The sequence below is a fragment of the Mesorhizobium vachelliae genome (genome assembly GCF_033977325.1).
GTDB classification, from domain to species: Bacteria; Pseudomonadota; Alphaproteobacteria; order Rhizobiales; family Rhizobiaceae; genus Mesorhizobium; species Mesorhizobium vachelliae.
This window is the reverse complement of sequence record NZ_JAVIIR010000001.1, coordinates 292,809-306,636: the sequence shown is the minus strand read 5'-3', so window position 1 is coordinate 306,636 and position 13,828 is coordinate 292,809. Positions and strand designations below refer to the sequence as shown.

At 65.6% G+C, this 13,828-nt stretch carries 16 protein-coding genes; 10 read left to right on the top strand and 6 right to left on the bottom strand.

Features of this window, described 5'->3' with window-relative positions; translation table 11 throughout:
- Positions 1-19: 19 nt before the first annotated feature.
- Positions 20-493, bottom strand: a complete 474-nt coding sequence (locus RFM41_RS01540; RefSeq protein WP_320245766.1) for a MarR family winged helix-turn-helix transcriptional regulator — start codon at positions 491-493, stop codon at positions 20-22.
- A 62-nt stretch (positions 494-555) separates the two neighbouring features.
- Between RFM41_RS01540 and RFM41_RS01535 the strand changes: the two genes are divergently transcribed.
- The 10 genes from RFM41_RS01535 to RFM41_RS01490 all read left to right on the top strand — a co-directional run bounded on the left by RFM41_RS01535 (position 556) and on the right by RFM41_RS01490 (position 10,435).
- Entirely contained in the window at positions 556-1,284 is a 729-nt protein-coding gene (locus tag RFM41_RS01535) for an NAD-dependent epimerase/dehydratase family protein (RefSeq protein WP_320245765.1), read from the top strand.
- Between the two features lie 17 nt (positions 1,285-1,301).
- Positions 1,302-1,811 (top strand): cupin domain-containing protein, encoded by a 510-nt coding sequence (locus RFM41_RS01530; protein WP_320245764.1) that lies wholly within the window; start codon positions 1,302-1,304, stop codon positions 1,809-1,811.
- A gap of 215 nt (positions 1,812-2,026) precedes the next feature.
- Positions 2,027-3,808, top strand: coding sequence for a chloride channel protein (locus RFM41_RS01525; RefSeq protein WP_320245763.1), 1,782 nt, complete (start codon positions 2,027-2,029; stop codon positions 3,806-3,808).
- A gap of 146 nt (positions 3,809-3,954) precedes the next feature.
- A complete protein-coding gene (locus RFM41_RS01520) occupies positions 3,955-4,623 on the top strand; it encodes a helix-turn-helix domain-containing protein (protein ID WP_430691487.1) in 669 nt (222 codons plus the stop codon).
- Between the two features lie 37 nt (positions 4,624-4,660).
- The gene (locus tag RFM41_RS01515) at positions 4,661-5,737 is read left to right on the top strand and encodes an extracellular solute-binding protein (RefSeq protein WP_320245762.1); all 1,077 of its coding nucleotides are present in this window, start codon (positions 4,661-4,663) and stop codon (positions 5,735-5,737) included.
- 23 nt (positions 5,738-5,760) lie between these two features.
- Complete coding sequence (locus RFM41_RS01510) at positions 5,761-6,630, top strand: ABC transporter permease (RefSeq protein WP_320245761.1); 870 nt, start codon at positions 5,761-5,763, stop codon at positions 6,628-6,630.
- Positions 6,630-7,427 (top strand): ABC transporter permease, encoded by a 798-nt coding sequence (locus RFM41_RS01505; RefSeq protein WP_320245760.1) that lies wholly within the window; start codon positions 6,630-6,632, stop codon positions 7,425-7,427. Before RFM41_RS01510 ends, RFM41_RS01505 begins: the two co-directional genes overlap by 1 nt.
- Positions 7,424-8,536, top strand: coding sequence for an ABC transporter ATP-binding protein (locus RFM41_RS01500; protein ID WP_320245759.1), 1,113 nt, complete (start codon positions 7,424-7,426; stop codon positions 8,534-8,536). The genes RFM41_RS01505 and RFM41_RS01500 overlap by 4 nt, the downstream gene beginning before the upstream one ends.
- Before the next feature lie 76 nt (positions 8,537-8,612).
- Positions 8,613-9,998, top strand: a complete 1,386-nt coding sequence (locus RFM41_RS01495; protein WP_320245758.1) for an NAD(P)/FAD-dependent oxidoreductase — start codon at positions 8,613-8,615, stop codon at positions 9,996-9,998.
- A 68-nt stretch (positions 9,999-10,066) separates the two neighbouring features.
- Positions 10,067-10,435: a cupin domain-containing protein gene (locus RFM41_RS01490; RefSeq protein ID WP_320245757.1), complete on the top strand. Its 369-nt coding sequence runs from the start codon at positions 10,067-10,069 to the stop codon at positions 10,433-10,435.
- A 41-nt stretch (positions 10,436-10,476) separates the two neighbouring features.
- Here the strand turns inward: RFM41_RS01490 and RFM41_RS01485 are convergent, their stop codons facing one another.
- From RFM41_RS01485 to flaF, 5 genes are all read right to left on the bottom strand, one after another.
- On the bottom strand, positions 10,477-12,120 hold the full coding sequence (locus RFM41_RS01485; RefSeq protein WP_320245756.1) for an MFS transporter: 1,644 nt from the start codon (positions 12,118-12,120) through the stop codon (positions 10,477-10,479).
- Between the two features lie 226 nt (positions 12,121-12,346).
- Complete coding sequence (gene fliQ, locus RFM41_RS01480; protein ID WP_027165133.1) at positions 12,347-12,613, bottom strand: flagellar biosynthesis protein FliQ; 267 nt, start codon at positions 12,611-12,613, stop codon at positions 12,347-12,349.
- Positions 12,614-12,636: 23 nt separating this feature from the next.
- Positions 12,637-13,044: a flagellar hook assembly protein FlgD gene (flgD, locus tag RFM41_RS01475; protein WP_027165132.1), complete on the bottom strand. Its 408-nt coding sequence runs from the start codon at positions 13,042-13,044 to the stop codon at positions 12,637-12,639.
- 1 nt (position 13,045) lies between these two features.
- A complete protein-coding gene (gene flbT, locus RFM41_RS01470) occupies positions 13,046-13,483 on the bottom strand; it encodes a flagellar biosynthesis repressor FlbT (protein WP_127864319.1) in 438 nt (145 codons plus the stop codon).
- Entirely contained in the window at positions 13,480-13,827 is a 348-nt protein-coding gene (gene flaF, locus RFM41_RS01465) for a flagellar biosynthesis regulator FlaF (RefSeq protein WP_042640513.1), read from the bottom strand. The genes flbT and flaF overlap by 4 nt, the downstream gene beginning before the upstream one ends.
- Position 13,828: the final 1 nt, after the last annotated feature.

Sequence of the window (13,828 nt, the reverse complement as noted above, 5' to 3'; positions counted from 1 at the left end):
GGGAGAGTGGTGGGTAAGGTTACGGCTGAGCCGTGTCCGCGGTGGCGACGGCGACCAGCCAGCGTCGGACGGCGCGTTCCTCTTCGGCGGAGAGCCCGGCGGTCAGCTCGCCTTCGAGCCTGTAGACGCGTTCCCTGCATTTCTTCAGCAGGGCGCGACCGCTGTCCGAGAGGTCGAGATGCTGGATGCGGCCGTGGATGGCATGCGGCCGGCGGATAAGCGAGCCGGCCTTTTCCAGATTGCCGACGATCACGCTTACCGTCTGCGGCGTCAGCACCGCGAGCCGGGCCAGATCGGCATTGGAAAGGCCGGGATAGGCCGAGATCATGGTGAGGGCCGCGAACTGCGCCTGTGTGACGCCATATTCATCCAGCGCCCGCTCCACCTTCAGGCGATAGGCGCCGGCCGCCTGCCGCAGCAGATAGCCCAGATAGCCTTGCTCGCCGCGCTTGCCTTCGCCGGCGGACGGAATGGGCCGATTCCCCTTGCGCATAATATCAGTGCTCTTATATGTTGTTCGTACTCTGATATTATCGCGACAAGGAGCGAAAGACGATGGGCCATCGCATTTTTCTTGCGGGCGCCTCGGGCGCGATCGGCCGCAGGCTGGTGCCGCAGCTGGTGGCGGCCGGCCATCAGGTGACGGCGGCGACGCGTCAGTCGGCAAAAGCCGAGGATCTTCGAGCGCTCGGCGCCGATCCGGTGGTGGTCGACGTGTTCAATGCCGACGAACTGCGCGCGGCGGTCGTGGCGGCCAGGCCGGAGATCGTCATTCATCAGCTCACGGACCTGCCGGCCGGGCTCGATCCGTCAAAGATGGCCGAGGCAACCACACGCAACGCCCGCATCCGCGACGAAGGAACCCGCAACCTCGTCGAGGCGGCCAGGGCGGCCGGTGCGAGGCGGCTGATCGCGCAAAGCATCGCCTGGGCCTACGCGCCGGGAGCAGAGCCGCATGCCGAGACGGATCCGCTGGATAGCGGCGCTGAGGGCGGCCGCGCCGTCAGTGTCGGCGGCGTCATCGCGCTGGAGAAGCAAGTGCTCAGCGCCTCGCCGATTACCGGCATCGTGCTGCGCTACGGCCATCTCTACGGACCGGGCACCGGCGCGGAAGGCGCCGCGGAGCCGGCGGTGCATGTCGACGCCGCCGCCTATGCGGCGCTGCTTGCCGTCGAGCGGGGCGCGAAAGGCGCTTTCAACGTCGCGGAGCCGAACCGCCATATCACGACCGACAAGGCCGTCAGCGAGCTCGGCTGGCACGCTGGCTTCAGGCTGGCCGTCTGAACGAAGGAGTTGCCGCCATGACCGAAGACGTTTCTTCTCGAAGCCTGGCGCTGCTCGGTGCTGCTGCCATTGCTGCGGGGCTGCTTGGCATGGCTGTAGTCCAGCACAACGGGGCTATCACCGCTTCTGGTGGAATGGACGCGCATATCCATATGATAGGTGCCGATGCCGAGGAGGGGGCGACGGCGCGTCCGGCCACCACGGTGAAGCCGCTCACCTGCGAAAAGCTGCCGAATGTTCCTGGACATTCGATCACCACGGCGCTGGTCGAATTCCCGCCCAATGCTTACACGCCGAGGCATCGTCATCCCGGCTCCGTCACGGCTTTCGTCATCAAGGGAGCGCTGCGCTCGCAGATGGAGGGTAGTCCGGCGGTGACCTACACCCAAGGCCAGACCTGGTTCGAAGCGCCGGGCGCGATCCACGCCTTCGCCGAGAATGCCAGCGCCACGGAGCCGGCGGAGCTGCTGGCGATCTTCGTCGCGGAAGATGATTGCGGCCCGCTGACCATCCCCGTACCCGACTAAATCTATCGCCTTTATCCCGGCGGCAGGCCCTCCCTTTGCTGTATGCATGTCGTTGTCCCAGAACCGCTGCACACTTCTGGGCGACATGCACTACGCTAATTCGCGCAACGCCAAAATGGCGCCACAAGCGGTCGGCATTGCGGTTGCCACGCATAGCCGCCGCGCGTATCAGGCACGGCAGCTGTTTTTCTTTCGCACACCGGCGAGCCGTTCCGTTGCCTGCCAGAAACGACCCACAAGTTTACGCCCGCCGGCTTCGCGCGGTGCTGATCAGCTCGATCCCCGTGCTCGAGGCGCGCGGCATCGTGATCGTGCTGATGGCCGGCGTGGTCGGTGCGATTGCCGGGGCACTGGTCACCGGCATGAGCGCGTTGGTGCAAGGCATGCACTGGCTCTTGTTCGACGTGCAGCCGGGGGGCCGGCTTTCGGCGATGTTCTCGCTTGCCGATCCGGTGCAGGCGATGTTCCCTGCGATCGGCGGCCTGTTGCTCGGCCTTTCCGTCATCTGGCTCAGAAAGCGCAAGTTCCGCACGCCGGTCGACCCGATCGAGGCCAATGCGCTCTATGGCGGGCGCATGTCGCTCACCGACACGTTCATCATCGTGGCGCAGACGATGATCTCCAGCGGCTTCGGCGCCTCGGTCGGACTGGAAGCCGGCTATACGCAGATCGGCTCCGGCATAGCTTCCCGGCTTGCCCGTGCGTTCCGGCTGCGCCGCAACGACGTCCGCATGCTGGTCGGCTGCGGTGCCGCCGGTGCGATCGCTGCCGCCTTCGATGCCCCGCTGACCGGCGCTTTCTACGGGTTCGAGCTGGTCATCGGCATTTACTCCGTCGGCAATGTGGCGCCGGTGATGACGGCGGCGATCTCAGCCTCGCTGACGGCGGAAATGTTCGGCGGCGTGCCGTTCCCGCTGGAACTTTCAGGTTTGCCGAATTTGACCGCCAGCGAATATGTGCCGTTCCTGCTGCTAGGGCTGCTGGGCGGGGCAGCCTCGATCGCCATCATGCATCTGGTGAGCATCGTCGAGCGGCTCTTTGTGCGGCTGTCGATCGACGCTTCGGTCCGACCCTTCATCGGCGGCATCTTCGTCGGCTTGCTCGGGCTGGTCACGCCGCAAGTGCTCTCCAGCGGCCACGGCGCGCTGCACCGCGAGTTCGCCATGAGCTACGCGCTGCCGGTGGTGGCGAGCGTCTTCGTGATGAAGCTGGCGGCCTCCGCCATCTCGCTCGGCTCCGGCTTCCGCGGCGGCCTGTTCTTTGCGTCGCTGTTCCTGGGGGCGCTCCTCGGCAAGGTCTTTGCCGGCGTCATGGCGATGACTGCGCCGTCGGCCGGCGTCGATCCTGCGGTTGCCGCCGTCGTCGGCATGACCTCGCTTGCGGTGGGTGTCGTCGGCGGTCCGCTGACGATGACGTTCCTGGCGCTGGAATCGACTCGCGACCTGACGCTCACCGGCGTCGTGCTGGCCGCCTCGATCATGTCGGCGATCCTGGTCCGCGAGACCTTCGGCTACTCCTTCTCGACCTGGCGCTTCCATCTGCGCGGCGAGACGATCCGCAGCGCCCATGACGTCGGCTGGATGCGCAGCCTCACCGTCGGCTCGATGATGCGCAAGGACGTCCGCACCATTCCCGCCTCGACCACCTTGGCCGAGTTCCGCAAGGAAATCCCGCTCGGCTCCGGGCAGCGCGTCATCGCCGTCGAACAGGCCGACCAGTATGTCGGCATGCTGCTGGTGCCGGAGCTGTACAGCGATCCCTCCGACGGCGATACGCCGGTAAGCGCGCTCGCCCAGTTCAAGGATGCTGTGCTGGTGCCGTCGATGAATGTCCAGACCGCCGCCGAGACCTTCCAGCGCACTGGAGCCGAAGAACTCGCGGTGGTCGAGGACTTCGACGAGCGCATCGTCCTCGGCCTGCTCACCGAAAGCCATCTGATGCGCCGTTATGCCGAAGAGCTCGACAAGGCGCGCCGCGATCTGTCGGGCGAGGGCTGACCCACGCTTTTTGGTCTTGGACAAAGAAACCATCGATCCATCGGTTCGGCCGGCTGGCCTACCTGAAGGCTGGTCTTGGCCGGGTTCTCGCTGCTTGCTATTTGTACAGTGTCACTGTACAGAATGTGCAGTGGAGAACAAACGAGATGCCCAAGGCTTCCGATAAGGGCCAGGCTTCAACCGGGAACAAGAACGGTTCGGTCGCGACGGCCGCCCAGGAGGTGCTCGGCATGCGCCTCAAGAGCCTCCGCCTTGCCCGCCGCCTTTCCTTGCGCGACCTCGCCGAGGCGACCGGCACCAGCGCCAGCTTCATCAGCCAGCTCGAGCGTGGCCTGACCGGCGCCAGCACGGCATCGCTCAACCAGATGGCTTCGGCGCTCGGGGTCAGCGTTGCGCTGCTGTTTGCCGAAAGCGCGACTCAAAATCACCACGGCGTGCTCAGGCGCAGCGAGCGGCCAAGCCTGCCGCCCAGCGACGGCTGCCGCAAGATGCTCCTGTCTCGGCCGCCGCTGAGCGACATGGAAGTCTATGTCGGTGAGTTCGAAATCGGCGGCTCGACCGGCTCCGACCAATACACGCATGGCGACGCGCATGAGATGCTGATCGTGCTGCGCGGCATCGTCGAGGTCTCGCTCGGCGAGGCGCGCCATGTCCTCGAAGAGGGCGACAGCGTCGAATACACCACGTCCACCCCGCATCGCACGGAGAACATCGGCAGCGGCCGGGCCGAAGTGATGTGGATCATCGCGCCGCCGACCTCAGCGCGCGCCGAGCTAGACCAATACACGACCTGGAAACCGCCCGCCGCCAGGTAACCAATCAAACGCGGGCATGAATGGGAGAGTTACAGTCATGTTGAAGTCGAAACTTGCTGGTCTTGGCGCCGTGCTGGCGCTTGGTCTTCTGGGCACCGCCGCGCTTGCGCAGGACAAGCCCGTGGCGGGCGAGGTGAAAGAGGGATCGCTGAAAGGCAAGACCCTGACCTTCGTGTCCTATGGCGGCATCTACCAGGACGGCCAGGCGGCGGCGCTGAAGGAGTTCGTCGACAAGTCCGGCGTCAAGCTGCTCAATGACGGCCCGACCGAGATCGCCAAGCTGCAGGCGCAGGTCGAGTCCGGCAATGTCACCTGGGACGTCGTCGATACCGACGACCTGCCGCCTTACGTCTATTGCGGCAAGCTGTTCCAAAAGCTGGACCTGACGAAGCTCGACGTCTCGAAAATTCCGGAAGGCCAGGTCGGCGAATGCTCGGTGCCGGCGATGAACTACGGCGTCGTGCTGATGTACAACAAGGAGAAGTACAAGGATAATCCGCCCAAGAGCTGGGCCGACTTCTTCGACACCGAGAAGTTCCCGGGCGTGCGCGGCATCGACGGTTCGGGCAGCCCGACCGGCGGCCTGCTCGAACAGGCCTTCAAATATGCGGGCGGCGATCCGAAGGCGATGACCGTGGCCGATATCGACAAGGCCATCGACGTGGTCCGCAAGCTCGGCCCCGACACCATCTTCTGGAAGACGGGTGCTGAATCGCAGCAGCTCGCCGAATCCGGCGAGGCCGATATGCTGATGATGTGGACCGGCCGCGCCATGACCGCGGTCAAGAACGGCGCAAAGTACGCTCCCGCATGGCAGGACTGGCTGGTGGTGATGGACCAGATGACGATCCCGGTCGGTGTCAAGGACACGGATGCCGCTTACGCGCTGCTCAACGCCTATCTCGGCAAGCAGTCGCAGGAGATTCTGACCGAGAAGACGTCGTACACGCCGATCAACAGCGAGTCTCAGCCCAAGGTCGACGACTCCGTCGCCGCCTTCCTGACCAACACGCCGGATCGCCAGAAGCAGGGCTACAAGCAGAACTTCAAGTTCTGGGTCCCGAACTTCGCCGTGGCGCAGGAGAAGTGGTCGGCGCTGATGGCCGGCAACTGACCGGCTGAAGGAGAGGCAAGCCCGTGAGCGCGCTCGAACCGACGACGCCTTCCGCCCTGCAACGGGCGGGCTGGGCATGGCGGCCGTACGCGCTCACGCTGCCGGCGCTTATCCTGCTGGTGGCCGTGATCGGCTATCCGCTCCTCACCATCGTGCTGCGCAGCCTGTCGGAGCCGCAATGGGGCCTGCAGAACTATGCATGGTTCTTCGGCGCGCCGGTCAATCTTACGGTGCTCCAGCGTACCTTCACCATCTCGGCGTGGGTGACTGTGGTCTGCGTGCTCTGCGCATATCCTTACGCCTATCTGATGACCGCGGTCGGGCCGCGCGCACGGCTCGTCCTGGTGCTTTGCGTGTTGATCCCGTTCTGGGTGAGCGGCGTGGTGCGCACGCTCTCGTGGGTGATCCTGCTGCAGGATTCCGGCGTCATCAATTCACTGCTTAGATCGGCCGGCTTCGACGGCGTCCGGCTGATCCGCACCCAGACCGGCGTGGTGATCGGCATGGCACAGGTGCTGCTGCCTTTCATGATCCTGCCGCTCTATTCGGTGATGAAGGGCATCGACCTCAGGCTGGTGCAAGCGGCGCGAAGCCTTGGCGCGCGGCCGTCGCGCGCGTTCTTCACCGTCTATCTGCCGCTGTCGCTGCCGGGCGTCTATGCCGGCGCGATCATCGTCTTCATCCTGGCGCTGGGTTTCTACATCACGCCGGCGCTGCTCGGCGGGCCGCGCTCGACCATGCTGTCGACGCTGGTGCAGACCCAGGTGCTGAGCCTGCTGCAATGGGGGCGTGGCGGCGCCATGGGCGTGGTGCTGCTGATCGCGACCTTCGTGCTGCTCGCGCTTGCCGCGCCGGTGATGCGGTCGCGGCATCGAGAGGCGGGGCGACGCTGATGGAGATGAAGCCGCTCACCCGCCTCATCCTCGGCCTCGTCTGCCTGTTGGTGGCGATCTGGCTGGTGGCGCCGACGCTGGTCGTCGTGCCGATGTCGTTCAACGAGAACAAGTCGCTCGCCTTCCCGCCGCAGGGCTTCTCCTGGCAGTGGTACCAGAACTTCGCCACCAATCCGGAATGGTCGACCAGCTTCCTCAACTCGCTCAAGGTCGCCTCGCTGGTGGCGGTGCTGGCGACGGTGCTCGGCACGCTCGCCGCCTTCGGCCTCGACCGCATGAAGGCGCGGCCGGCCAGTCTCCTGCGGATGCTTATGCTGACGCCGATGGTGGTGCCGGGCGTGGTTCTGGCCATCGGCATCTATGCCGTCTATCTCGACGCGCAGCTCGTCGGCACGCTGACGGGCTTCGTGCTGGCGCACACCATCCTGGCGCTGCCGTTCGTGCTGATCGCGGTCTCGGCCAATCTCGAAGTGTTCGACAAGCGGCTGGAGACGGCGGCGGCAAGCCTTGGCGCCGGCGCGCTGACCACGTTCCGCACAGTGACGCTGCCGCTGATCCTGCCCGGCATCCTGTCGGGCCTGCTGTTCGCCTTCGCCACCTCCTTCGACGAGATCGTGGTGTCGCTCTTCATCACCAACCCCTATCTCAAGACATTGCCGGTGCAGATCTTTTCCTCGATCACGCGCGATGCCGACCCGACGGTGGCGGCCGTCGGCACCATCCTGTTGTGCGCCACCACGATCCTGATAGGCGGCGGCATGCTCCTCCTTGGCCGCGAGCGGAAGGGACGCCTATGAACCCGAGACCCGGAAACCGGGGTGCCGCGATCGATCTCGACACGGTCAGCAAGGCCTACGGCGCCTTCAAGGCGCTGGACGGCGTCTCGCTCAGGATCGAGCCCGGCGAGTTCATGACGCTGCTGGGGCCGAGCGGCTCGGGCAAGACGACGACGCTCAACGTCATCGCCGGCTTCACCGACGTGTCCAGCGGCAAGCTCTCGGTCGGCGGAAAGAGCGTCGTCGGCGTCCCGGCCCACAAGCGCAACATCGGCGTCGTCTTCCAGCACTATGCGCTGTTCCCGCATATGACCGTCGGCCGCAACGTCGCCTATCCGTTGACATTGCGCGGTATCAAGCAGGGCGAGCGCAGGGCGCGCGTCGCCAAGGCGCTCGACATGGTCAAGATGGGTGACTTCGCGCATCGCTATCCGAGCGAATTGTCGGGCGGCCAGCAGCAGCGTGTGGCGCTGGCGCGCGCCATCGTCTTCGACCCGCCGCTGCTGTTGATGGACGAGCCGCTCGGCGCCCTCGACAAGAAATTGCGCGAATGGCTGCAGCTCGAGATCAAGCGCATCCATCGCGAGCTCGGCACCACCTTCGTCTATGTCACGCACGACCAGGAGGAGGCCCTGGTGCTCTCGGACCGCATTGCCGTGTTCAACCGCGGGCGTATCGAGCAGGTCGGCACCGGCCGCCAGCTTTATGATGAGCCGGCGACGCTGTTCGTCGGCCGTTTCATCGGTGACTCCACCGTGCTGCGCGGCGCGGCAAAAAGCGATGGCGCCGGCACCGCGCTGACCCTCGCCGGCGAGACGGTCACCGCGCCGCGCCGCCTCGCGGGCGAAGCCAATCCGGTGATGCTGCTGCGGCCGGAGAAACTTGCCATCCGCCGGCCGGGACAGGATGCCGCCGGCGCGAACCGGCTGTCGGGAACGATCGCCGAGGCGATCTATCTCGGTTCGGGATCCAAATACGAAGTGAAGCTCTGCGACGGCTCGACCGCGATCGTGCGCTCGCCGCTCGCCGGCGAGAGTTTCGGCCTCGGCGAGAAGGTCGAGCTTTGCTTCGACGGCGCCGATGCGAAACTCCTGCCCGACGACAGCACGGCCGACACCACGCTCACCTGATCATCTTTGTTTTAACGCAATTCCGGACGGAAAACCGTTTCACACTTTCCTGGAATTGCCTTGGCGGAACCAACCCATGCAAGTCAAGCGCAACGGCGACATCTCGTTCTGGTACGCGGATCTGGGTCATATTCCGGTGCCACGCCCGCCTTTGCCCGGCGACATTGAGGCCGATGTCGCGATCGTCGGCGCGGGCTATACCGGACTGTGGACGGCCTACTACCTGAAGAAGGCGAAGCCCTCGCTGCGCATCGTGCTTCTCGAGCGCGAGTTCGCGGGCTTCGGCGCCTCGGGACGCAATGGCGGCTGGCTGTCGGGCGGCTTCGGCTGGTCGCGCGAGAAATATCTGAAGACTTCGACACGGCAAGGCGTCACCGCCATGCAGAAGGCGATGGCCGGCTGCGTCGACGAGGTGATCCGGGTGGCGACGGAAGAGGGCATCGATGCCGACATCCGCCGCGTCGATAATTTGACGGTCGCCACCAATCCGGCGCAGCTGGAACGCGTGCGCGAGGAATGCGAGACGATCCGCTCGTGGGATGCCGATCCCGAACGCATCGAGCTGCTCGACGCCGAGGCGACCCGGGCGCGCATCAACATCCGGAATGTCATGGGCGGCTTCGTCATCCACGGCCAGGCGCGGGTGCAGCCTGCCAAGCTGGTGCGCGGGCTGGCGGCGGCGGTCGAGCGTCTCGGCGTTTCGATCTACGAGAAGACGACGGTCAGCGCCATTGCCAAAGGCGTCGTGACCACGGACCTCGGCACGGTGCGAGCCGAAACCGTCATCCGCGCCACCGAAGGGTTCACGGCCGGCATCCCTGGGGAAGAGCGGACGTGGCTGGCGCTCAACAGCGCGCAGATCGTCACCGAGCCGCTGTCGGAGGAACTCTGGCGCAAGATCGGCTGGGAGGGGCACGAGCTGCTCGGCAATGCCGCGCATGCCTATTGCTATGCCCAGCGCACGCGCGAGGGACGCATCACCATGGGCGGGCGCGGCGTGCCTTACCGCTACGGGTCGCGCACCGACGTGAACGGACAGACGCAGCAGGCGACGATCGACCAACTGCACACGATCCTGACCACGCTGCTGCCGCAGACGGCAGGGTGCCGCATCGATCACGCCTGGTGCGGCGTGCTCGGCGTGCCGCGCGACTGGTGCACGACGGTCGGCCTCGATCCCGCAACGCGCATCGGCTGGGCCGGCGGCTATGTCGGGCTCGGCGTGTCGAGCTCCAATCTCTCCGGGCGCACGCTCGCCGATCTCGTGCTCGGCCAGAATACCGAGCTGACGCGGCTGCCCTGGGTCAACCGCAAGGTGCGGCCATGGGAGCCGGAGCCGTTCCGTTGGCTGGGTGTCCATTCGATGTACCAGCTCTACCGCATCGCCGATAACCGCGAGGCCGCCGGGCTCGATCACACGTCGAAGCTGGCCGCTCTCGCCGACAGCATCACCGGCCATTAGCGGTTCGCAGGACCGCTCCACCTGTTTCGTTCTCGCGCAGTTCCAGATCGCCGGAATTGCCCTGATTCATGGAGACCAGCTTGATCGATCTTTCGACCTTCCACGACCTCGCCAAGGCCGACATCGGCGCCTTTTCACCGAAGCCGACCTCTTTCGAAGGGGATCAGCTGGAGGCCGCGCGGTCGTTCTTCCAATCGCCGGACGGGAGCATCGACATCGGCATCTGGGAATGCACGCCTGGACGCTTCACCGCCGACCGCACAAACTCGTCCGAAATCTGTCACATCATCTCCGGCCGTGTCGCGGTGAGTCGCGCCGATGGCGAGATGCGTGAGTTGGGGCCGGGCGACCTTCTCGTCCTGCCGCAGGGATGGAAGGGCGAGTGGCGCATCCACGAGACCACCCGCAAGCTCTACATGATCCAAAGTGCCGATTGATCGTCGCTCCTGAAGCGCTGCATGCTTCAGACGGCGTGCCGTCAGTGATCGATCGGTCCCTTCGGCGAGACAAGCGTTGTGCCCGCGGTGGTCGGACGTTCGATCATGCGGCGCACGCGCGGCGGATTCTCGCCGCTGTGCAGCGCGCGGATGCGCTCGCCGACCACGGCGTCCGCATGGGTGGCGCGGCGGTTGTGGCGGATATACTCGACCCAGGTCGGCGTGTGGTAGTGCTCGATCCAGATGCCGGGATTTTCGAGATCGCGCGCGAGTGTCCAGTTGCGCGCGCCGTCGCGGCGGCGGATGCGGCCGCGCTCGGCCATGGTCGCCAGGAATTCCGGCACGTCCTCCTCGCGGATGACATATTCGATCATGATGGCGATCGGGCCGCTGCGCGGTTTCAGGTCGAGCGCCAGCATCGGCTCCTTGAACCGGTTGAGCGGGTCGAGGTTGAGGACCGTCTGGCGCGGCAGCGGCAGGAGGAAGCCGATGGCGCCGCCGGCGAGCATCGCGACGGCGGCTGCCATCAACGCCGTCTGGGCGCCATGCGCGTCGGCGACGACACCCCAGATCCAACTGCCCAGCGCAATGCCGCCGAAGGTCGCCGTCTGGTAGATCGACAGCACGCGGCCGACCACCCAGCGCGGCGTCGACATCTGCACCGTGACGTTGAAATGCGAGAGCGCGATCACCCAGCAAGCGCCGCCGATGAGCAGGCCCGCCGATGTCTGCCAGGCATTGTGGCTGACGGCGGCGTTGAAGGCGCATAGCGCGAAGCCGCTAAAGGCCATGCGCACCATCACCTCGCTCGACAGCAGCTGCCGGAGCCGCACGCTGATCAGCGCGCCGCCGACCGCGCCAATGCCGAAGGCGCCGAGCATGATGCCGTAGGTCAGCGCGTCGCCCTTGACGACGTCGCGCGCCACCAGGGGAAGAAGCGCCAGCACCGCGCCGGCGCTGAAGCCGAAGGCGGAACCGCGGACCAGCACCTTGGCGATGTTGGGCGACATGGCGACATAGCGCAGGCCGGCGCCCATCGCCGCGCCCAGCGATTCGCGCGGCAGGGTTTGCTCGGGCAGCGCCGGCTTCCAGCGGGCGAGCACGGCGATCAGGCCGATATAGCTGACGGCGTTGGCGGCGAAGGCGGCCGCGGCACCCGCGGCCGCGACGATGACGCCGCCGATGGCGGGGCCAACGCTGCGGGTGATGTTGAAGCCCAGCGAATTGAGCGCGACCGCCGCAGGCACCTTGGCGCGCGGCACCATGTCGCCGACCGAGGCCTGCCATGACGGGCTGTTCAACGCCGTGCCGCTGTCGATCAGGAAGGTGAAGGCAAGCAGCGTCCACGGCGTCATCCAGCCTCGCCAGGTGAACAAGGTCAGCAGCGCCGAGACGACCAGCATGAAGGTCTGCGCCACCAGCATCACCTTGCGGCGGTTGAAGCTGTCGGCGATGGCGCCGGCAACCAGCGCGAACAGCATGATCGGCAAGGTGGTCGAGGCCTGGACCAGCGCCACCTGGTAGGGCGAGGTGGCGATCGTGGTCATCATCCAGGCGGCGCCCACGCCCTGGATCAGGCCGCCGAAATTCGACACCAGGCTGGCCGACCAGACGGCGCGGAAGATGCCATGCCGGAACGGCGCCAGCGCGGAGACGCGTTCGCTTTCCGGCTCGTCGTCGATCATGGTTGCGCCTTCGTCCGCTATACAGGCTCGCCGCGCCCGGAGGGGCGGGCGACTCGCCAAAGAGTGCGACCCAACAATAGGATGGCAAAGGCGAAAATGCGTCGGCGAAGCTTTAAACCAAGCATCTTGCCGGTCTGGACCAAGATTCCGCTATTTCGCGCCTTCGACCTCGGCCAGGCCTGTCATCTCGCTGCTCATGCAAAGCCCAAGCGCATGCCACGGCGCATCAGAAACCGTGTTCGATGCGCTCGAAGATGACGTTGGTGAAGGCCGAGATCTGGCTGCCGATGAACGGGCCGGTCAGGGCCACCACAAGCATGATGGCGACGATCTTCGGCACGAAGGTCAGCGTGATTTCCTGGATCTGGGTGAGCGCCTGGATGAGCGCGATGCCGATGCCGACGGCCATTGCCACCAGCACCACGGGGGCGGAAGCGGTAAGCACCGTCCACACCGCGTACTGGACGATATCGAGGGCATCGGCCTCGTTCATCGGCTGATCCCTTGTGAGGCCGGCTAGGCGGCCGGCTTGATCGACACGCCCGCGCCGACCGGAACCTGGGTGCCGTCCTGCAGCACGGCGATCAGGCCGCTGCTGGAGAGCGTCACCGAAGCCACCGTACCAGTGGTCTTGCCGTCGGCCGAGGTGATCGAGCGGCCGATCAGCGCGTCGGCCTGCGACAATGCCGAGGACTGCATGATCTGGTCGAGCTTGGTGTTGGTCTGCACCGACTGCTCGACCTGGGAGAAGGTCGCGAGCTGCGCGACATATTGCGTCGAATCCATCGGCTTGGTCGGATCCTGGTTCTTCATCTCGGCGATCAGGAGCTTCAGGAACGACTGGTAGTCCACCGCCGTCTTCGACGTTTGCTGGCTGGCCTGGTTGGCGCCAACCGGGATCGTTGTCGTCATGTCGACAGCCATCTTATGCTCCTACAGCCAGTGCGCGCGGCGTTTCGGGAATGTCGTCATTGCCCTCGAGCGCCTTGCGCTCGAGCGGATAGAGCGCGCGGATCGCTTTCAGCGCCTCATAGATCTCGTCCTCGCCGACCATGCGGTCGATCTGCTTCAGACTGTTGCAGATGTCCTGGTTGTCGAAGCTCGCGATGAGCATCGGCAGCGAGCGGCGGAACATGTCGCGCGCCTCCGCGGCGCCTGCCGGGTTGATCAGCATGATCTGCACGATGAAATAAAGCTGCCTGAGCGGCGTCGAGGCCTGGTCGGCCTGGATGACGTGGCTTTCCAGCAGGAACTGCACATCATTCATCAGCTCGATGGTGACCTTGCGGTCGACGCGGATGACCGCGCCGTTGATGTAGATCTTCTCGTTGGGCTTCAGCGAGATCTTCAGCGTGTTGGTCATTGGATGCCGTCTCGGATGATCTGGGAGACCTCGATCAATCCTTCGAAATTGTTGGTGCGGCCCTGGCGGATGTCCTCCGTCTCGCGCAGCAGCCACAAGCCGATGGAGATCAGGTTGGCGCGCAGCTCCTTGGGGAGCGCGTTGTCGCTGGAGCCGAGATCCTCGACGAAGGTGGTCCAGATGCGATTGGTGAAATGCAGCGCCTCGACCGCCTCCATGGAATCGGTGCCGACGGCAGCTGCCGCCGCCAGCATGTCGATCGAGCGGGTGAGCAGCTGCCGCTCCCGGTCCTTGGCATCGGCGACGGAGTCGGTCTGGATGTCGGCGTAGGAGAATTGATACATC